The sequence below is a fragment of the Virgibacillus litoralis genome (assembly GCF_017873675.1).
GTDB classification, from domain to species: Bacteria; Bacillota; Bacilli; order Bacillales; family Amphibacillaceae; genus Lentibacillus; species Lentibacillus litoralis.
Window position 1 is genome coordinate 34,207 of sequence record NZ_JAGGKK010000018.1, and the last position, 20,976, is coordinate 55,182.

Annotated in this window: 21 protein-coding genes and 2 riboswitches; of the genes, 1 reads left to right on the top strand and 20 read right to left on the bottom strand. The window is 37.2% G+C overall.

Annotated elements, in window-relative coordinates; translation table 11 throughout:
- The first annotated feature begins 34 nt into the window (after positions 1 to 34).
- On the top strand, positions 35 to 1,006 hold the full coding sequence (locus tag J2Z82_RS14940) for a M23 family metallopeptidase (protein ID WP_209481558.1): 972 nt from the start codon (positions 35 to 37) through the stop codon (positions 1,004 to 1,006).
- A gap of 58 nt (positions 1,007 to 1,064) precedes the next feature.
- On the opposite strand, the gene J2Z82_RS14945 is transcribed toward J2Z82_RS14940, so the two are convergent.
- From J2Z82_RS14945 to J2Z82_RS15035, 20 genes are all read right to left on the bottom strand, one after another.
- Positions 1,065 to 1,166, bottom strand: a complete 102-nt coding sequence (locus tag J2Z82_RS14945) for a methionine/alanine import family NSS transporter small subunit (RefSeq protein WP_092492106.1) — start codon at positions 1,164 to 1,166, stop codon at positions 1,065 to 1,067.
- Positions 1,167 to 1,170: 4 nt separating this feature from the next.
- Entirely contained in the window at positions 1,171 to 2,706 is a 1,536-nt protein-coding gene (locus J2Z82_RS14950) for a sodium-dependent transporter (RefSeq protein ID WP_209481559.1), read from the bottom strand.
- Between the two features lie 257 nt (positions 2,707 to 2,963).
- On the bottom strand, positions 2,964 to 4,511 hold the full coding sequence (locus J2Z82_RS14955; RefSeq protein WP_209481560.1) for a Na+/H+ antiporter NhaC family protein: 1,548 nt from the start codon (positions 4,509 to 4,511) through the stop codon (positions 2,964 to 2,966).
- Positions 4,512 to 5,208: 697 nt separating this feature from the next.
- Positions 5,209 to 5,385: riboswitch (Lysine riboswitch) on the bottom strand.
- Positions 5,386 to 5,433: 48 nt separating this feature from the next.
- The gene (yunB, locus tag J2Z82_RS14960; protein WP_209481561.1) at positions 5,434 to 6,225 is read right to left on the bottom strand and encodes a sporulation protein YunB; all 792 of its coding nucleotides are present in this window, start codon (positions 6,223 to 6,225) and stop codon (positions 5,434 to 5,436) included.
- Positions 6,226 to 6,287: 62 nt separating this feature from the next.
- On the bottom strand, positions 6,288 to 7,373 hold the full coding sequence (locus J2Z82_RS14965; protein WP_209481562.1) for an HD-GYP domain-containing protein: 1,086 nt from the start codon (positions 7,371 to 7,373) through the stop codon (positions 6,288 to 6,290).
- Between the two features lie 224 nt (positions 7,374 to 7,597).
- On the bottom strand, positions 7,598 to 7,900 hold the full coding sequence (locus tag J2Z82_RS14970; RefSeq protein ID WP_209481563.1) for a YunC family protein: 303 nt from the start codon (positions 7,898 to 7,900) through the stop codon (positions 7,598 to 7,600).
- A gap of 60 nt (positions 7,901 to 7,960) precedes the next feature.
- On the bottom strand, positions 7,961 to 9,355 hold the full coding sequence (locus J2Z82_RS14975) for a bifunctional metallophosphatase/5'-nucleotidase (protein WP_209481564.1): 1,395 nt from the start codon (positions 9,353 to 9,355) through the stop codon (positions 7,961 to 7,963).
- A 12-nt stretch (positions 9,356 to 9,367) separates the two neighbouring features.
- Positions 9,368 to 10,147: a sulfite exporter TauE/SafE family protein gene (locus J2Z82_RS14980; protein WP_209481565.1), complete on the bottom strand. Its 780-nt coding sequence runs from the start codon at positions 10,145 to 10,147 to the stop codon at positions 9,368 to 9,370.
- Between the two features lie 626 nt (positions 10,148 to 10,773).
- The gene (gene sufB / locus J2Z82_RS14985) at positions 10,774 to 12,171 is read right to left on the bottom strand and encodes a Fe-S cluster assembly protein SufB (RefSeq protein WP_209481566.1); all 1,398 of its coding nucleotides are present in this window, start codon (positions 12,169 to 12,171) and stop codon (positions 10,774 to 10,776) included.
- A complete protein-coding gene (locus J2Z82_RS19640) occupies positions 12,137 to 12,262 on the bottom strand; it encodes a hypothetical protein (protein ID WP_280923004.1) in 126 nt (41 codons plus the stop codon). The genes sufB and J2Z82_RS19640 overlap by 35 nt, the downstream gene beginning before the upstream one ends.
- Positions 12,263 to 12,272: 10 nt before the next feature.
- On the bottom strand, positions 12,273 to 12,707 hold the full coding sequence (gene sufU, locus J2Z82_RS14990) for a Fe-S cluster assembly sulfur transfer protein SufU (protein ID WP_209481567.1): 435 nt from the start codon (positions 12,705 to 12,707) through the stop codon (positions 12,273 to 12,275).
- Complete coding sequence (locus J2Z82_RS14995) at positions 12,697 to 13,917, bottom strand: cysteine desulfurase (protein WP_209481568.1); 1,221 nt, start codon at positions 13,915 to 13,917, stop codon at positions 12,697 to 12,699. Before J2Z82_RS14995 ends, sufU begins: the two co-directional genes overlap by 11 nt.
- Positions 13,917 to 15,227, bottom strand: coding sequence for a Fe-S cluster assembly protein SufD (gene sufD / locus J2Z82_RS15000; RefSeq protein ID WP_209481569.1), 1,311 nt, complete (start codon positions 15,225 to 15,227; stop codon positions 13,917 to 13,919). Before sufD ends, J2Z82_RS14995 begins: the two co-directional genes overlap by 1 nt.
- Before the next feature lie 17 nt (positions 15,228 to 15,244).
- Entirely contained in the window at positions 15,245 to 16,030 is a 786-nt protein-coding gene (gene sufC, locus J2Z82_RS15005) for a Fe-S cluster assembly ATPase SufC (RefSeq protein ID WP_209481570.1), read from the bottom strand.
- 443 nt (positions 16,031 to 16,473) lie between these two features.
- Entirely contained in the window at positions 16,474 to 16,644 is a 171-nt protein-coding gene (locus tag J2Z82_RS15010; protein WP_175476722.1) for a YuzK family famiily protein, read from the bottom strand.
- A gap of 211 nt (positions 16,645 to 16,855) precedes the next feature.
- Positions 16,856 to 17,680, bottom strand: a complete 825-nt coding sequence (locus J2Z82_RS15015; protein WP_209481571.1) for a MetQ/NlpA family ABC transporter substrate-binding protein — start codon at positions 17,678 to 17,680, stop codon at positions 16,856 to 16,858.
- Positions 17,681 to 17,694: 14 nt separating this feature from the next.
- The gene (locus tag J2Z82_RS15020) at positions 17,695 to 18,363 is read right to left on the bottom strand and encodes a methionine ABC transporter permease (protein WP_209481572.1); all 669 of its coding nucleotides are present in this window, start codon (positions 18,361 to 18,363) and stop codon (positions 17,695 to 17,697) included.
- Positions 18,353 to 19,384: a methionine ABC transporter ATP-binding protein gene (locus J2Z82_RS15025; protein WP_209481573.1), complete on the bottom strand. Its 1,032-nt coding sequence runs from the start codon at positions 19,382 to 19,384 to the stop codon at positions 18,353 to 18,355. The genes J2Z82_RS15020 and J2Z82_RS15025 overlap by 11 nt, the downstream gene beginning before the upstream one ends.
- A gap of 98 nt (positions 19,385 to 19,482) precedes the next feature.
- Positions 19,483 to 19,595: riboswitch (SAM riboswitch) on the bottom strand.
- Positions 19,596 to 19,666: 71 nt separating this feature from the next.
- On the bottom strand, positions 19,667 to 19,981 hold the full coding sequence (locus tag J2Z82_RS15030; protein WP_209481574.1) for a thioredoxin family protein: 315 nt from the start codon (positions 19,979 to 19,981) through the stop codon (positions 19,667 to 19,669).
- 10 nt (positions 19,982 to 19,991) lie between these two features.
- Positions 19,992 to 20,345 (bottom strand): toprim domain-containing protein, encoded by a 354-nt coding sequence (locus tag J2Z82_RS15035; protein ID WP_390313920.1) that lies wholly within the window; start codon positions 20,343 to 20,345, stop codon positions 19,992 to 19,994.
- Positions 20,346 to 20,976 lie beyond the last annotated feature (631 nt).

Below are 20,976 nucleotides of genomic sequence, written 5' to 3' on the forward strand. Positions count from 1 at the left end.
AAGAAAATATAGCTATTAAGGAGGTGAAACGTCTATGTCAATAAAGATTTATACGTTTTTAGTGCCAATACTATTTATTGGATTATTATACTGTGGAGGGCAAGAGGTATTAGCAGAAGAACAGTTATATGACGAGCGTATGGCATTATACAAAAAAACCGAGGCATTGACGCAAATCCCCTGGTATTATATAGCTGCAATTGATCAGTATGAACGAAACAGTAAAAAAGATGATTCAAATGAGAAGGTAATATCAATCTCAATTCCGGATGAACTCTGGTATGGTCTTGGAAATAGTTCCTTGATTAAGGATGAAGATATTATACAATTTTTTCACGGAGATGGAAAAGACGGAAATGGTGATAATAAAGCTGATCCAAAACAGTCTGAAGACGTTCTGTTTACAATGGCTAATATAATTTTGGAATACGGACCAGCTAAAGATGAGGTGAAAATTGCTCTTTGGAATTACTATAAACGAGACCTTACTGTTAAAACCATCATGAATACAGCTAAAGTGTTTCGAAAATTCAAGAGTATTAACCTGACAGATCGTGATTTTCCTGTTTCATTAAACCATAACTACAGTTACCGAAGTACATGGGGAAACAGACGAGGTTTTGGTGGTTTAAGAATCCACGAAGGCACTGATATTTTTGCCGGGTACGGAACCCCTGTTAAATCCACAACATACGGAGTTGTCGAATTAAAAGGATGGAATCTATATGGTGGATGGAGAATCGGGATTCGTGATATTTATAATATTTATCACTACTATGGCCATTTAAGCGGGTATGAAGATGATATTAAAGTGGGACAGGTAGTGCAACCTGGAGATGTACTTGGTAGTGTTGGATCTACTGGATATGGTCCACCCGGAACTTCAGGTAAATTCCCACCACATTTACATTATGGAATGTATAAAGACAACGGACATAGCGAATTTTCATTTGATCCATTTCCTTATTTGCGTAAATGGGAAAAAATGGCGAAAGATAAGAGCTAACAGAAACAAATAAGAGCCTCTACCAAATACGGTAAAGGCTCTTAATAAATTTATATACTTATTGTTTGGATTTCTTCACAGCGTTTGTAATACTAGCTGCTAATCCTCCCCAAATAATTACCATACCAAGGATCATAACGAATATTGCTCCACCACTCATTTAGTTACCCCTCCCCAGTTTTCTTTTCTTCTTCTTCTGCAACTTCTGATGATTTCCATTTTGTTAAAGCTAACAGCACACCAATTACTAATGCACCAGCAGCAACAAACCATCCTCCAAATAGGATAAACGTATCTGAATAGTTTCCATAGTTACCAGAATCCGTTTCAAATAGCTTCAGCAAGTTCTGCTTAAATAAGCCGTACATTGTATACCCTAGCACTAATGGTGTAATAACACTTAAACTTAGTGTCCACCACCAGCCAAGCTTAATATCTGAAATTTCATTTGCATGTTCCTTGAAATCTCCAAGTTTACGCAAGAACCACGCTATTACTACTACCTCGACAAGACCAACGAATGCTACACCAAACTGGTTAATGAAGTAATCCGCAGCATCCAGGAAGCTTAAACCGCCTTGTGTTGCAAATAATAGTGAGATTACCGCGGCAGTTCCACCACCGAATAATACTGCTTTTGAACGTGATATATTAAATTTATCCACTAAACCAGCAACATATGTCTCAGTAATTGACATAAGTGACGATAAGCCGGCTAGCACCAGCGAAGCGAAAAACAAGAATCCAAATAATTCATTTAGTGCAGGGAATTCATTAATGATTGCCGGGAAAACGACAAATGCTAATCCAACCCCACCAGAAACAACTTCATCTACTGCTACTCCTTGTTGATTCGCCATAAAGCCTAAGACTCCAAATACTCCAATACCAGCAAGCAACTCAAAACTGGAGTTTCCGAAACCAACAATGAAAGCATTATTTGTTAAGTCAGTTTTCTTCGGTAAATAACTTGAATACGTAATCATAATCGCGAATGCAATAGATAAACTGAAGAATATTTGCCCATAAGCAGCTACCCAAACATCAGGATCTCCAATTTTACTAAAGTCAGGTGCAAAGAATGCCTCAAGACCATCAATTGCTCCAGGTAAAGTAATTGCACGAATTACAATAATAAGAAAAATAATTACCAATGCTGGTATGAAAATCCGGTTTGCAATTTCAATACCCTTTTTAACACCTTTGAACAGGATACCTAGTACGACTGCCCAAACAATGATTAAAGGAATTAGTACTCCTGGAACGAAACTGCCTGTCTGACCAGCGTCAACAGTTAGGTTCAAATAATCGGCAAATAAGAACGTCTCTGTGTCTGCACCCCAATTCAAGTTAAATGAGAATATTGAATAGGATATTGCCCAGGCAATGATAACAGAGTAATAGGTCGATATGACGAAGGCAACTAATACTGCCCACCAACCAATAAATTCTGATCCCTTACTCATTTTCCTATAGGTTAAAGGTGCAGACCCACGGTATTTGTGACCCATGGTAAATTCCATAATTAAAATTGGAATACCTGCTGTTAATAATGCAATTAGGTATGGAATAAAAAACGCACCACCACCACTTTCATACGCTGTTGCTGGGAATCGCCATATATTACCCAGACCAATTGCGGACCCAACAGCAGCAAAGATAAACCCTGCTCTTGTCCCCCATTGAGAACGATTTTCCATTTCAAGACCTCCCCTTTTTCTTTCCTTATTACATCCTAAGTATATGTATTGAAGTAACAAGGAATGTTTACAATCTTTATTTTATTCTGATATTGATGTTTGTATTATAACGGTACTTTTTGACTATGTCAAAGTAATAATCAAATTTTCTGTATTCACTTTATTTTCGTTAAAAGAATTTATCCATTAATATACAGAATGAGGTCATCATGAAGTATATTTATACAAATCATGATGACCTTTTTTACCTTGATCTTCTATTTTCTATTGTTGATATACTGGATTACTAATCCAATCAATACCACTACAATTATTGCTGCTAACAGAGCAAGAATTATCTGGTTGGTTACACCAATTATCAAGTAACCTACCCCTGATGCAAATGCTGCGATAAGCGCATATGGAAGCTGTGTTAAAACGTGATCAATATGATTACTACCCGCACCAGTGGAAGATAATATGGTCGTATCTGATATTGGCGTACAGTGATCACCAAAGACTGCCCCTGCCAATACAGCCGATAATGCTGGGAGCAACATGGAAACGTCTGTTATAACTGCCACTTCCGCTGCAATTGGCAGCATAATCCCAAATGTGCCCCACGATGTACCTGTTGCTAATGCCATCAGGCCTGCAATAATAAAGAACAACAGTGGTAAAAAGGCTGAACTTATTGAAGCATCACTAACAATCTGTGCTAGATATTGACCTGTTTCAAGTGTCCCAATTACAGAACCAATCATCCAGGCAAGCAGCAAGATATAAATTGCAGGAAGCATTGTTTTGATACCCTCGAACAGGATTTTCCCCCAATTAGCTCTTGGTTGTCTTTGCTGGAGATGGAATACTAATGCAGTTAATACTGACGCAACTCCTCCAACAAATAATGAAAGGTTAACATTCGTATTTGCAAAGGTTGATAAAATCGTAACCTCAGCTTCACTTGCATTCATACCTGTTAAAACCATTGCCGTAACAGTAGCAACGATTAAAACACCAATAGGAACTAATAAGTGGTAAATTCTTCCCAGTTCATGTGGTTCAAAAGCATCACCAAGATCTCCCGGAACATTATTTTCACCCGGTTTAAGCAACTTCCCTTCCGTCTTAGCCCGGTCTTCATGTATACGCATTGCCCCAATATCGATCTTAAGAAATGCAACCAAAAATACCAGAAGTACAGCTGAAAGTGCATAAAAGTTAAGTGGGATCATGGTAATAAACGCTTCAAGTGGTTGAATATTAGTTATTTCATTAGTTGCAAAAAGCCCGCCGATAATACCAATAATATAAGCACCCCAGCTTGATATAGGTGAAATAACAGTCACGGGTGCAGAGGTCGAATCAATAAAGTATGCAAGCTTTGCCCGTGAGATTTTATGCCTGTCTGTTAATGGTCTTGCAATTTGCCCGACAGCCAGACTATTGAAGTAATCATCTATAAAAATAATTAGCCCCATAATTGCTGTCATTACTTGAGCACCTTTACGTGTCCTAACCCTATTAATCATCCAGTCTCCAAAGGCTCTGCTTCCTCCTGACGCTGTCAAAAATGCTGTCAGCATCCCAAGAAGTAATAAAAAGCTTAACAAATAAATATTACCAATGTTAATTGAACCATCCGAAATAAAAATATTATAAAAAATTATACCTATTTCCTGAATTGATTCAACTACTGCAAAATCATGAATAAATAAGGCTCCAACAATTATCCCCGCCCCTAAAGACAGCAATACTTTCCTCGTTAGTAAAACAAGTACTAACATAATAATTGCTGGGATTATTGAAAAAATTGTTCCTTCCATGTTACTTCCTCCATTTCTTTGATGAAGTGCATGATGACAAAGATTCGATGTGAGTATATTAGCTTATCACCAGAAATTACTAGTGAAAGCCCTCGTTATACTGTTATATCTTCTTAAAGCAAGGCTATTTTCATAAGATTTGTTGCTTTGTTATCTTCGCAATCGATATATACTGCGAAGTACTTTTTGAAAAGTTTGAGTGCTATGATGCCGCTCCGGAAATACACTTCGCTTTCCGTGGGCGGCTGATGAGCCTCCTTGCTCCTACGTCACTGCGTAGTCTCATCTAGGCCTCAGCTCCCACAGGAGTCTCCGTGTATTTCCTACGCTGGGTATTGCTCACTAGAACTTAAAAAAACAAGATTTTATACCACTTAACTAGCAGTTGGAATATGCGAGACTCCTGTGGGACAGCGATCCTAAGAGACCCCACAGGGAGCGTTCTTTGCGAGCGAGGAGGCTCGTGGTGAGCCCACGGAAAGCGAGTATATTCCAACTGCGTGGTTAGAGAACTACACTAAAAATACGAATTGGTTACCTTCAGTCTACTTCGCATTTTATATCAGCTACGTAATGATTTCATTTGCTTTGATAAAACAACAATCTTTTAGAAAACAGCCTAAAGAAAAAAAGACGCAAAAAAGCAATGATAGAAAATAACCTACCATTGCATTTACAGTATACGTTATCCTCCATTTCGATCAGTAGTTCTCCATGCACTAAGTATTAGCATGGCAGTATATTTTTTATTCAAAAACATACCAGCAATAATGACTTGACTATCATTACGCTTCGGCAAAAAACCCTTTCATCAATTGTCATTGATGTCAATCTCTAACTGACTACTTATGTTTTTTGCACCTCTACCTCACCGATCTGATAAGGTTAGCCATATTAAAATTTCTTAATATATTATAGCAAATTATTCATCTTCCAGCAATGAGTCCTTATCAATGGAAATTGATGGATCTCCATCACCACTACCACTGAAAAATTCTGGCACATCACCCATAACAACTCTTGAATCAATATAAATTTTTGTTGAAACTCTTGTAAGATCTGTTGTGAATGGGATAACTATTTGTACATCAGCCTCTACAATAATATAAATTGTTACTAATGCACCATTAATTCCAAGATCCTTTATATCACGGACAACATCCGTTTGTACATTACCAACAAGTTCCAGGTTAACAGGTATTTTCGGGCCCAAATTAGCAAGTACAGAATTACCAGTTGCCTGGCCAAGGGGTATTTCAACTACGGTCGGATCTTTTTTTGGAAGGTTTTCTGCACCACCGTCATACTCGATAGGGTCATTCAATGATTCCTCGTATCTTGGCTGCCTTCCTTCATTCATACTAATAAAGAATTCTTCAACACGATCTGTTGACACCCTATTAATTTCACTTACTACCGCTGAATTCCAGCCATATGTAGTTATATTCCCTTCATTATCCTCAGTCATTGAAATAAGTTCTTCAAAATTATAGTTTTCTGCAAACCGTACAGCAGTATTTATTGCACGGGTAGCGAATTCGGTTGTTTTTACCTCGGCTATATCCATCAAAGTTGGTTTAATCCCTTTATCTATTATCCATATACTAATTGATGTCATAAAGACAAATAATATCAAAGTAATTACAAAAATATTTTTCACGGGAGGTGGTGTCCGTGGATTCTTTTTTCTCCTGATGATAGGCTGCCTCAACATAAAAACCCCCTTATAAAACAACTTATGCTTGTTTAAAGGAGGTTAGAATTCAATATTTTTTATTATAATTCCACGTTGCACGACGTAATTGTTACATTAAGTATTGTCGCTAAATCAATTTCATATGGTTCAACTTCCATGCCATTTTCCTTAAAGACTCGAATGATTGGGCGATCACATAGATAATTATTCTGCTGCGAAACAATACCATTTCTGCCATCACTTAGCTTAACAGTTAGTCCATTCGGATATACAGCAACGCTCTTCTTAAATGCCTCAACCATCTCTTTATCAAATAGCTTTATTGCACCAGCATATAAAACTTCTAAGCCCTCATGTGGCAGTTTTGCATCCCGATATACCCGATTACTTGTAACAGCATCGAAAACGTCAGCGACACCGATAAGTTTCGCATACTTATGCAATTGGTCTCCCTTAATACCTCGCGGATAGCCTGACCCATCCAAACGTTCATGATGTTGGTATGCGCAATGGGCTACTAATAATGGTAGATCAAGCTGCTTTCTTAAAAAGTTGTACCCGAGCTGTGTATGACTTTTTATAATTTCAAATTCATCACTATCGAGCTTGTCAGGTTTTTGCAATATATCCTGATCGATAAACACTTTACCAACATCATGCAGCATTGCGCCAGTACCAATTTCGGATAACTCTTTTTTAGAAAGACCTAATTCGATCCCTATTGCAATCGAGTAAATAGTTACATTAATAGAATGCTGAAAAATATAATCATCTGTCACAAAGATATCAGCAAGCAGTGATACGGTATCTGAATTGTTTTGTATCTCTTCCATAATCTGCTCAATAATATCTGTCAGTTTTTTTCCTTGTTTATTCAATATATGTGAGTTATTCATATATCCATCCTGTCTCATTTCAGAAAAAGTTTCTTTTATAGTATTGGATGCCTCCATCCGCAATTTTTCTGAAATTGGAGATTCAATATGAATATCATCTGTTAATTCATCTTTTATGTAAACATATGTTATACCTAATTTAAGAAGTCGCCTGATAACTCTCTCTGTTAAGTCTAGATCTTTTTGTATCAACACCTGACCACTATCATTATATATAGTTTGTGCAAGAGTGGTGCCAGGTTGAATAGATTTCGTGCTTACAAGTCTCATAATGATCTCCCTACTCATCTTGTCCAACATTTTTCGTTAAGATTCGACAAACGTCCATTAAAATAATACCAAAAAGTGTCTAAAAATGCTATAAAAAGGTTAGAAAACTTGGCATTTCCCATGCCCTTTGGCAAATGTCTTAGTTGCACTTATGCAGTAAGAAATGAAGTATTCTTACTAAAACTGCTGAAAATAAAATGCCTTCCGCTTTGGAAGACATGGCGTTATGATATTTTGTCTAGCGCTTCTTTCCCTATCATTCCTGATTCCCATCCGTATACTTTTGAGGCATCGGTAATCTTTTCCAGTGGCGCATTCAATAATTCGTCAATGGTTTTGACACCTACTGCACGCCCCGCTATTATTTTTCTGTCCGCCAGCACATTGTTCAATAAATCCACATCCAATGCACCGCACATAATGTAACCTACCTCATTAGAGATCATTAATAAGTTTGTTTTAGGTAGTTCTACCTTAATCGCTGTAAAAAACATACCGTTCACTTCCAAAGGATTTACAGTAATCATTTAACGTTTATTCCTCCCTCATAATGTACACAATATCTTATGCACTGGGGAGGTTCTTTGTCACACAAAATCATTACGCAGCGTCTGTGCTAATAAATCACGAAGAAATTCAGGTAAAAAATATTTCTTTGTTTCCGATTTGGCTACTTCCGGCAGCAAACGTCCAAACGTAAACGTATCTGCTGTTGCAACTGTATAGGATTTATTTTGATCTAGGGCTTCACCATTCCAGGTAACCTGTTCTACGTATTCATGTCCATCTTCCCGATAAAATGTATCTACTTTCAAACCAGAATAGATCATTCTTCCAATTACCTCACCCCGGAAACCGAATCCTTTCAATTTAAGCTCCGTTAATTCTTTTGTAAAGGAAGCCCGAACTACCTCAAGCAATTCATCTCCCTTTAATTCTACAACACACGGATTTATCGGATGCGGGCATATCCGGTGAATATCCTTGTAGGTAATTTTACCAGCTGGTAATTGGTCTAGCAGCACACCTGCATTTAGCATCGCAACATCTGCATTAGTCCATTCGCGTAATGTATCTGTAAGTTTTTGCATAACATCAGTATGTCTGAACCACTTTATTTCAACCGAGTTGTCAAGATGAACCACTGTTTCTCCAAGGATTTTATCAGCTTCCTCCGTCAGTTCAATTAAGGTCTGTTCAGTGTGAAGATCCTTCGCCATATGGGTTATATCTTTTGTATATGCTTCCTTTTTCACCAGTTTTTGAAGTGAATGATCCCATGTTAAGATAACTTCACCAACAAATGCACAGTGTTTACCAGCAGCAGTTATGATTGTATTGTTGATCATTTCTCCAGTACGCAGTAAATGATGTGTATGACCGCCAATAATAATATCAATATCATCGAACCTGCGTGCAATTTCCCGATCTTCCGTAATGCCAAGATGAGATAACAAAATGATGACATCAGTAGATTCTTTTAATTTTGTTATATGCTCTTCCAATGCTTGAAGTGGTATAGATATATGCCAATCAAGCAGCTCATAAAATGCATTAAATGGAGCAGTCAATCCAATAACACCAATCCGAACACCATTAACTGACATAATTTCTACAGTTGGCTGCAGCCAATATGGTTCAGTGCCAGTAAGACTTTGCATGTTTGCACAAACTAACTGAAAATTAGCATCATCATATAAATGGTGCAAATCATCATGGGCCAAAGTTATCCCTTCGTTATTGCCAATTGTAGCCAGGTCATAACCTACATCGTTCATTAAGCTCACATTTGCCTTCCCCATAAAGGCTTCTGCAATCGGATTTACACGATCGACATGATCTCCTATATCGATTAACCAGCATGAATTTCCTTCACCTGTTTTCCGTTCCTTTTCTTCTTTCAAATATCCGGCAACACGGGACCAATTTTCAAAGTAACTATGTAAATCGTTTGTATAATAAAAATAAAGTTTCTCCTGCATGTTATATACTCCTTACATTATTCCATCAATAATAAGCCGAATTCCTATTACAATTAAGATAATCCTTAAAAACCATTCAAGTATATTACCTTTAACTTTCTGATTTATTTTAGCACCAATTGTACCGCCTATCCATGCACCGGGAATAAAAAAGAATACATACTCCCAAGCAACATGGCCTAAAGCTATGTGCGTGCTTGCACTAATAATACTAATGAATAATATCATAAACATTGATGTCGCTGTAGCTATATGCACGGGTAATCCAAATAAAAGAATCATCGCCGGGACCATTATTGAGCCACCACCTATACCAAACATGCCTGATAATATACCAACCATTAATGAAATAATAAACGCTGGCCAAATAGACACATTGTATTGGTATGTATCACCTGATTTAGATTCAGGCTGTTTTCTTTTTATTAAAAATGATAGTGATAAAGTGATCATCAATAATCCGAAATAGAGGGTGAATTTTTCCGAATCTACAAACTGATTTAGCCATGACCCAAAAATACCACCAGGAATACTCCCAGTCAAAAGCAGCAATCCTAATCGATAATCAACCCTTCCTTCTTTATAATAGGAGATTGTAGATGAAAACGCAGTAAATACCATGGCAATTAAGGATATACCGACAATCATCTGTGGAGTTGCCCACGCAAATGAATCAAAATTCTGGTACATAATTAACAGGCTGGGAATTAATATAATTCCGCCGCCCAGTCCAATTAGACTTCCAATAAATGCTGAAACAACAGCAATTAGAACACAAATAATATAAACCAAATACTATCCCCTCAATCTTGTTCGCTTCTACCACAATAGTAGCACTGATTAGGGATGAAATACATAATTATGCTGTTGATTTCTGTTGGAATTTCTACTTGTCATTGATGGCTTCCTTCTACTACTATTATCTAACCTGAAATGAAAAAGGTGTCATATGAAAAGTTTATTTTGATGCCACTTTTTAGCTTCGACATACGATTGTAGTTGTAGAAGAGTATCTAGAGTATTTACGGAGGAATTTTTAGATTTAGGTAAAGTCCAATTAGAAACTTTCTTAAACTGTAAAAAATAATCCCTCACGTTCTTTAGCAGGACACGTTAAGGGATTACTCCTTCAATTATGCCGCCCCCTATTGATGGGATACGTCTATTGGAACTGTTCCATGTGTGTAACACTTGTTGATCAATTAATTAGAAAACTTTAGTTATGCAGTTGGTTTAATAGCTTTCCTTATCTGAACAAAAGCCCAAGCGCCTGTTCAGCGCCATATTAGAAAACTTGGCATTCGCCAAGCCTTTGGGCGAATTGCCTTAGTTGCACTTATGCAGTAAGAAAGGATTTATACTTTCTTATCTGCTAAAAAACCTTGATATGACAAAGTCATATCAAGGCTTTCTACAGTTTAGCCGATTGAACCTTCCATTTCAAATTTGATTAGGCGGTTCATTTCTACGGCATATTCCATTGGAAGCTCTTTTGTGAATGGCTCGATAAAGCCCATTACAATCATTTCGGTAGCTTCTTCTTCACCAAGTCCTCTACTCATAAGGTAAAACAACTGCTCTTCAGAAACTTTGGAAACTTTTGCTTCGTGTTCCAAGGAAATATTATCATTATTAATTTCGTTATATGGAATTGTATCGGATGTTGATTCATTATCCATAATTAACGTATCACACTCAATGTTAGAACGTGCACCGGATGCTTTTCGTCCAAAATTAACAATACCGCGATACGATACTTTACCACCTTGTTTTGAAATTGACTTCGAAACAATAGTGGAAGAAGTATTCGGTGCAAGGTGATGCATTTTAGCACCAGCATCCTGGTGCTGGCCACGGCCGGCAATTGCAATTGACAGTGTATTACCGCGTGCACCTTCACCTTTTAATATGATAGATGGATATTTCATCGTCAACTTAGAACCGATGTTACCATCAATCCATTCCATTGTTGCATTTGCATCAGCAGTGGCACGTTTAGTAACCAAGTTATAAACGTTATTTGCCCAGTTCTGAATTGTTGTATAACGGCAATATGCATCTTTATGAACAAAGATTTCAACGACTGCACTGTGCAGTGAATTCGTTGTATAAACTGGTGCTGTACAACCTTCAACATAGTGTACAGATGAACCTTCATCAGCGATGATAAGTGTACGTTCAAACTGTCCCATATTTTCCGAGTTTATACGGAAATATGCTTGTAGAGGTGTTGTCGTTTGCACACCCTTTGGAACATAGATGAACGATCCGCCAGACCATACAGCTGAGTTTAAGGCAGCAAATTTATTGTCTGAAGCCGGAATAACTTTTCCGAAATATTGTTTAAACAGATCTTCGTTTTCTTTAAGTGCAGTATCCGTATCCTTAAATACAATACCCATATCTGATAAATCTTGCTTTAAGCTGTGATATACTACCTCAGATTCATACTGTGCAGATACACCAGCTAGATATTTTTGTTCAGCTTCTGGGATACCCAATTTATCAAATGTTTGTTTAATTTCATCAGGTACCTCATCCCATGATTTTTCTGTTCTTTCAGATGGCTTAACATAGTAAATAATCTCATCAAAATTCAATTCGGAAAGATCTCCACCCCATTGCGGCATTGGCATCTTATAGAATTGATTTAATGCTTTCAAACGATAATCCAGCATCCATTGAGGTTCATCTTTCATTCTTGAGATTTCTTCAACTACCTCTTGTGTAAGTCCTTTTCCAGAGCGGAAAATCGAAACGTCTTTATCATGAAAGCCATATTTATACTCTTCCATTTCTGGCATTTGCTTTGCCATGTAAAAAACCTCCTTCAGGTGTTTTGGGACGTACTAGTACCGATACTGATACGACATTTGCGTAATAACCGGCATTATCTCCATCATCCATTAGCTACCTACTATTCTTGAACACCTTTTTCCATTGCTTTCCAAGCAAGGGTTGCACATTTAATTCGTGCTGGAAATTTGGAAACACCTTGCAATGCTTCAATATCACCAAAATCGGTATCACCTAAATCGTCCATCTCTTCACCAAGCATCATTTGTGAAAAAGCTTTCGACATTTTCAATGCGTCATCAAGTTTTTTCCCTTTAACCGCCTGGGTCATCATTGATGCAGATGACATACTGATTGAACAACCTTCACCATCAAACTTGGCATCCTGAACAACTCCATCTTCTACTTGCAATTGTAGCTGAATCCGATCACCACATGTTGGGTTATTCATATCAACGGTCAGCGCGTCGCCTTCAACTGCACCCCTGTTTCTTGGATTCTTATAGTGATCCATGATTACCTGTCTATATAATGTATCAAGGTTGTTAAAAGACATCACCAAAATACTCCTTCGTTTTCAAAAGTCCATCGACTAAGCGATCAATATCTTCTTCTGTATTATATAAATAAAAACTTGCACGTGCTGTGGCTACTACATCAAGCCATTTCATTAGTGGCTGTGCACAATGATGTCCCGCACGAACAGCTACACCTTCTGCATCAAGTACTGTGGCCGTATCATGTGGATGCACATCATCTAAGTTGAATGTAACTAATGCTGCACGTTTTTCAGGGCCATATATCGAAATTCCATCAATTTTTCGTAAGTTTTCGAGTGCATAATCAGCTAACCTTTGTTCATGTGCTGTAATATTCTCTAACCCAACATCATTCAAAAAGTCGATTGCTGCACCTAACCCGATTGCACCAGCAATAATAGGTGTCCCACCTTCAAACTTCCAAGGCAGCTCTTTCCATGTTGAATCGTAGAGATTAACAAAATCTATCATCTCTCCACCGAATTCCACTGGCTCCATATCTTCAAGAAGTTCTTTCTTACCATACAATACCCCAATACCAGTTGGTCCACACATTTTATGACCTGAAAATGCGTAAAAGTCACAATCCATTTCTTTTACGTCAATCTTCATATGTGGTGCACCCTGGGCACCATCAATTACAATAACTGCACCATTTTGATGAGCAATTTGTGCAACTTCCTTAATTGGGTTAACTGTTCCAAGTACATTGGATACATGTGTAACAGCAACTATTTTTGTATTACCTGTTATTGTCTCACGTACATCGTCCAATGTAAACGTTCCATTATCCTGTAATGGTATATATTTTAGCGTTGCGCCAGTAGCTTTTGCGGCTTGCTGCCACGGTATAATATTACTGTGATGTTCCATTGGAGTGATTACAATTTCATCTCCAGCTTTCAAATTGGCACGTGCATAGCTATAGGCAACAGTGTTGATCGATGTTGTGGTACCACGTGTGAATATAACTTCTGCGGTACTTTTCGCATTTATAAAGCGTCGTACCTTTTCACGAGCACCTTCATATTTGTCAGTAGCCCGTGTGCCTAATGTATGAACACCGCGATGCACATTTGAGTTATCTTGCCGATAATATGCATCAACAGCTTCAATTACTTGCAACGGTTTTTGTGATGTTGCGGATGAATCCAAATACACTAAAGGATGTCCATTAACTTCCTGATCTAAAATAGGAAATTGCTGCCTTATGGCTTTCACATCCATTAGTATACCTTCCTTTCAATTACTTGAGTCAACTGTTCCTTAACTGAAGAAATTGGCAGTTGATTAACAACTGGCGCTAGGAAACCGTGAATGATTAAACGTTCTGCTTCTTTCTGTGTAATTCCACGGCTCATTAAATAGTACAATTGAAGCGGGTCAACACGGCCAACAGACGCTGCGTGACCAGCTGTAACATCGTCTTCATCGATTAGAAGAATTGGGTTAGCATCACCACGTGCTTTTTCACTTAGCATCAAGACGCGTGATTCCTGCTCAGCATTTGACTTTGAAGCACCATGTTCAATTTTTCCAATACCGTTAAATATAGATGTTGCACTGTCTTTCATTACACCATGTTGTAAAATATGTCCCTCGGTTTCTTTACCAAAGTGAACGATTTTTGCTGTGAAGTTCTGTATTTGTTTTCCGCGACCAACTGAAACAGTTTTCGCATTTGATTCAGAATTGTCACCAACTAGATGTGTAACGTTTTCCGAAACAGTATTTCCATCATTCATTTGACCTAAAGCCCAGTCAATTTTTGCATCACGATACGTGACACCACGACGGTTAATATAAGAAGTTGTTCCAGCAGCAAAATTATCAACCGCTCCAAATGAAACCTGCGCATTGTTATGCGCGATAACTTCTGTAACGATGTTTGCTACAGTTTCTTCTTCTTTATTTTGTGATACATAATTCTCAACATATGTTAATGAACTATTATCATCAGCAACAACCAATACATGATTAAACATTGCCGCTTCAGGGTCTTCCTGCCAAAAAATCACTTGCAATGGTTCTTCCAGTTGTACATTTTTAGGAACATACACGAATACGCCACCGTTCATCAATGCTGTATGAAGTGCAGTCAAACGATGTTCATCAACAGAAACAGCATCCTTCATATAGTAACGTTTAACCAAATCTTCATGCTCACGAAGTGCTGTAAAGATATCAGTGAAAATAACGCCTTTACTTTTCAGCTCCTCATTCAATGAAGCATATGCAACTGTATGATTGCGCTGTATTACAAGGTTTTCCTGCTTATTTTCTTTATCAAGGAAATCCTGTATATCTGCTGGTAAATCATCTAATGACGAAATCTCTTCACCTTTAGCTGCATCATGTTTGAATTTACTGAAATTCCATCTGCCTATTTTCGTTTTATCAGGCTTAGGCATTTCTAGTGTATCAGCTTGTTCTAAAGCTTGAAGGCGTAATGATTTCATCCATTCCGGTTCATTATTATCTTGTGAAAACTGGCTGATATAATCTTTATCGTATGGTAGCTTTGTCTCAACAGTCATATTACCCCTCCTAACTTTTACGCTTTTTGCTCAAGAGATTCGTCTTCGATGCCTAGTTCTTCTTTGATCCAGTCATAACCTTCAGCTTCAAGACGTTTTGCCAGTTCAGGTCCACCTGATTTAACAACACGACCCTGCATCATAACATGAACTTTGTCTGGCGTGATGTAATTAAGTAAACGCTGATAGTGTGTAATGATTAAGCAACCAAAATTATCATCTCGTAGTTTATTAATTCCTTTGGACACTACTTTTAATGCATCAATATCCAAACCTGAATCAATTTCATCTAAAATTGCAATTTCCGGCTTAATAAGCATTAATTGAAGAATTTCATTACGCTTTTTCTCACCGCCTGAGAATCCTTCATTTAAATAGCGCTGTGCCATGTTTTTGTCAATTTCAAGATGATCTAATGCAGCATCCATTTCTTTAATAAACTTCATTAATGAAATTTCATCGCCTTCTTCACGGCGAGCATTTATAGATGAACGAAGGAAATCAGATGTTGTTACACCACTAATTTCACTAGGATATTGCATTCCAAGGAAAAGACCTGCACGTGCGCGCTCATCTACTTCCATTTCCAATACGTCCTCACCGTCTAAGTATACACTTCCTTCAGTGATTTCGAATTTTGGATGACCCATGATAGCTGATGCAAGTGTTGATTTCCCAGTACCATTTGGTCCCATAACTGCATGGAACTCGCCACCCTTTATCGTAAGGTTTACACCTTTTAATATTTGGTTACCTTCAATTGAAACATGAAGATTTTTAATTTCTAGTGTTGATCCTGCCATGTCGATACCTCCAATTACTATTTTGTGCTTATTTCTTTTCAAATGGCTATTACATCCATTCTCAATTTATTCTCATTATAATCTTAAAGCATTTCGAATTTATTATCAACTCATTCATACTAATAAAAACGTGGATATCTAGCTGATTAATTATGTTTTGTTTTGAGAAAAGTTATGAATTTCTTTACTATATTGTATGCAATAACTGAGAATGTACTTTCTGATTTTACTATAATTATTTTTTTTAGAAAACTTGGCATTCGTTAAAGGGGTTCTTATGAAAGCGTATTTTGCTTTCTTAGAACCCCTTATACTCTGGAGTGCAAGCCTTAATATAGATAAGCCTTAGTTGCACTTATGCAGTAAGAAAGTATTTATACTTTCTTAACTGCCAAGAAAAAATGCTGGTACCCCATCTAGGATACCAGCACAATTAATATTTATTAATTATGAATGTGACTATCAATTTCAGCTACCATATGTTTACATTGTTCATACTCTTTTTGTCGTCTTTTTTCAACAGCAATGCGATTTTCTAACTTTCTTTCATACTCCGCATAACACATCTTATGCGTTTGCTGCATTCCCTTCTCCATCTCTGGAGTGTAATTCATCTTAATCCCACTATAAATAGTGAATCATCCTTTCGATTTGATTACAATATTAAGAATATCACAAGGACGATACCCTACACAATGTGCATTTAAACGTTTAAAATCGTAATTAATAATATATGGAAGTATTGAAAATGGATAGCAACTTTTACTTTACACATAGAGCTAATTACTGCTATTTACTATGAATTACTCAAAATTCGCTATAAAATTACTTCGCTTCTCCATTTACTGGAACTACTGCACCATCAAATTCTTCTAAAATAAAGTTTTGGACCTCCTCAGAGTGCAGTACATCAACTAATGTGTTTAACGAATCATTACCTTTATTTTCTGTTTTAACTGCAACAACATTTACATATGGAGATTCTTCACCTTCTAGAATCAAGGCGTCTTCCAATGGATTCAAATCTGCGCCAATTGCATAATTGGTATTGATCGCCACTAAAGTGTTTTCTTCTGACTCATATAGCTCTGGTAAGAATGCTGCGTCATAATCATAGGAGAACTTTAAGTTTTTCGGATTCTCAACAATATCTTCTGTAGTAGCATCTACCTTGTCCACTTTTTCAGAAAGTTTAATAAGCCCTTCTTTTTCTAACAAGGATAGTACTCGTCCGTGGTCAGCGACAGAACGGCTCATAAGCACTTCGGTTCCTTTAGTAATTTCGTCAACACTATTAATTGTTTTCGAATATATCCCAATTGGCTCAATGTGAATTCCACCAATGTGTGTGAAATCATAGCCAATATCTGCAATTTGCTTGTTTAAATAAGGAATATGCTGAAAATAATTTGCGTCAAGTTCACCACTTGAAAGGTCTTCATTTGGTAAAACATAGTCAGTGTACTCTTCAATTTTTAAAGTGATTCCTTTTTCCTCAAGAATTGGTTTAGCTTTCTCTAAAATTTGTGCGTGTGGAGTACTGGATGCACCAACCTTAATTACATTATCACCTGTACCGGAATTACTCCCGCCACAAGCTGCTAATACTAGCACAAAAAATATAGATACGAATGCCAAAATCTTTTTCATTTTATCTCTCTCCCTTATCTTTTATCTAATTGGTTAGTAATAAAATCTCCAATGAATTGAAAAATAAATACAATGATTACGATTAATACGGTACAAACAAATACGACATCAAACATACGTCGCTGGAATCCGAAAAAGTATGCATAATTTCCTAGACCACCAGCCCCTATAACACCTGCCATTGCAGTATAGCCAATCAAAGCAATTGCAGATACAGTAAGCCCTGATACAAGTGCGGGCATTGACTCTGGAAGCAATACACGAAATATTATTGTGCGAGTCTTTGCCCCCATAGATTTCGCTGCTTCGATCACACCCTTATCAACTTCCTTCAGTCCAATCTCTACAAGTCTTCCGTAGAAAGGAGCCGCACCAATGATTAAAGCTGGTAATGCTGCATTTGGTCCGCGTATAGTTCCAATCAGAAAGTCAGTAAACGGGAACAAAAGTAATATTAAGATTATAAATGGAATCGCTCGAAAAACGTTTACGATAGATGCCACGATTAGGTTCAGAAATTTATTCTGCCAAATACCCCCTTTCATTGTCAGGTAAAGTAGCAACCCTAATAGTATTCCAAAAATAAATGTTCCAAATAATGAAAGGATAGTCATGTAAAAGGTTTCGTAAGTGGCAACCCATAAATCCTCCATATTCAAATTCGGGAAAAGATTAGTTAGCATCGCGAACCACCTCCACTTCCACTGAGGTCTCATTTGTTATAAAGTCTATAGCTTTATTGATTTCACTCAACTCGCCATCAGCCTGCACAAAAAGTGTTCCATAGGCACCACGCTGCGTTTGTGTGATCTTGCCCTGCAGAATGTTAATATCAATTGCAAATTTTTTAGCAACTTGACTAATCAATGCCTGGTTTGTTGTCTCACCAATGAAATGGAGGCGGATAAGCTTACCGCTGTCATAAGTATCAATTAAATGAGCTACTCCGTCATCTTCATCGTTGGTTCCCATCACCTGCTCAACGAATTTTTTTGTAACAGTCTTTTTCGGGCGTAAAAAAACATCCAGAACATCGCCTTGCTCAACGATTCTTCCTTCTTCCATTACTGCGACTTGATTACATATTTTGCGAATTACATGCATTTCATGAGTAATTAGAATAACCGTTAAACCAAGCTTTTTATTAATATCAACTAACAAATCTAATATCGCGTTGGTCGTTTCCGGATCAAGTGCTGAAGTTGCTTCATCACATAGCAATACTTTTGGATTATTTGCAAGTGCTCTCGCTATCCCAACACGCTGCTTCTGCCCACCACTTAACTGAGAGGGATAAGCACTTTCTCTACCTGCAAGTCCAACTAATTCGATTAACTCTTGAACACGCTCTTCACGTTCAATTTTTGATATGCCTGCAATTTCCAATGGGAATGCAATGTTATCTTTTACAGTCCGCGACCATAATAAATTAAAATGTTGAAAAATCATGCCTATTTCCTGACGTGCCACTCGAAGTTGTTTTGAATTTAATGCAGTGATTTCCTGCTGGTCAATAACAATTTTCCCGCCAGTAGGTTCCTCCAGCCGATTGAGCAATCGTACAAATGTACTTTTACCCGCACCACTGTATCCAATGACACCAAAGATTTCACCTTCATTTATATCAAGGGTCAATTCATCCACTGCTGTAATGCTGCTTTTATTCGATTTAAAGATTTTATTTAAACCCTCTATTGAAATCACAAGTTTTCCTCCTTAACATTCATTATTGTGTCCTAAAACATAAAAAAACGTCTTTCTGTAAGAGAACAGAAAGACGTAATATATGTAGTCTTTACGTTCCCTTATCTGTCAAAGCAGCTACTTTGCAGGAGTTGGCACCTTTCAAATTAAAAAAACATTTGAGGTTGCCGCGGTTTCATAGGGCCAGCCCCTCCACCGCTCAAGATAAGAGATTAAAAAAGTATTTAATTTAAAATCGATAATCTAGATATTAGCACGCCTAAATTAATGTGTCAATAAAGATTAGTTATCAGAAAATAACGATGGCTCATATTCCATTAAATAGCTGTAAATATTAGCAATCGATTTGAATGCATATATTTTTTCCTTGATTTCGTTACCATCCTTAATTAATAGACATGGTACACTTTCAATTTGATTATTCTGCATAAACTCTGGATACAATGAGGCATTCATGTCATAAAAAATATCCTGTTTATGAACCGATTCAATCTTATCGAGCATTGATTTTGCCAACGCGCATGTACCACAAAATGGTGTATAAATATATAGTAAATAATGTTCTTTTTCTAATTGTTCCTCACTAATCTGTTGCAATACTACCACCCTAAATCAAGAATATGGGATTAACCTCGATTCGCTTGGCTACTAATGCCGTTGCAAGAATATTATCAGGGGTCGTTGCTACTTCACGAAACTCACTGCTCACATAAATGTGTTCAGCATGTGGAAGCTCACGAGTTAACTGTTTACGCAGTTTTATCCCTGAACTATCTTCATCAACTAAAATAAAAACATCCCTATTATCCAAATCATACGTTTCCAAAAGCTCATCAAATCGTTCAACACCGAGTGTCCCATTCGTGCATATTACTTCAACATCATCGGCTATTACTCGCTTGACCTGCTTTTTATCAGTTAGTCCCTCAACAATGATAACTTTTTCTGCTTCATTTGTCATCATTACATGCACTCCTTACATTAAATTACTGAATGCATTAATCATATATTTTACTACTTTTTTGAATCCACATCCAATAAATAATATTATTGCATTACAAATTATATTAGATAGTTTATGCTTAAACTGAATTATTAAGTATGAATATGAATTTTTTAAAGATATAAAGTGCGACACAAAAACCAAGAGCCTACGATGCAAAGGAAGTACTAGTGCAGACGTTTATCCATCTTTCCAGGGTATTGTGAACATATCTAGCACATATGGAAAAACAACTATTTCTGAAAACAGCCAAAAAAGTAACGGGTTCACTTGTGAGGTGCTAAACAGTAAATCTCAAGTTAAATCTCAGCAATAATCTCATAGTTTTCACTAGACAGGCTGGTGTCCACGGATTTGGCGGATCCTCATTCCGTTATTTCCTTAAAAACGCCTATTTTGATCATGTTATGTAATCCTCATTCCGCTATTCACCCTTTTCAGCCACATTTTTCATTGTTATTAGGTAAATAACGGAACCAGGAACCGTTTCAACCTTCTAAGACGGCTTTTTCACCCATTTAGCGGAACCACGATTCACTTAACTGTTTTTGTGTTCCACACTCCGCTGAGTTCACACCTATAATCACTA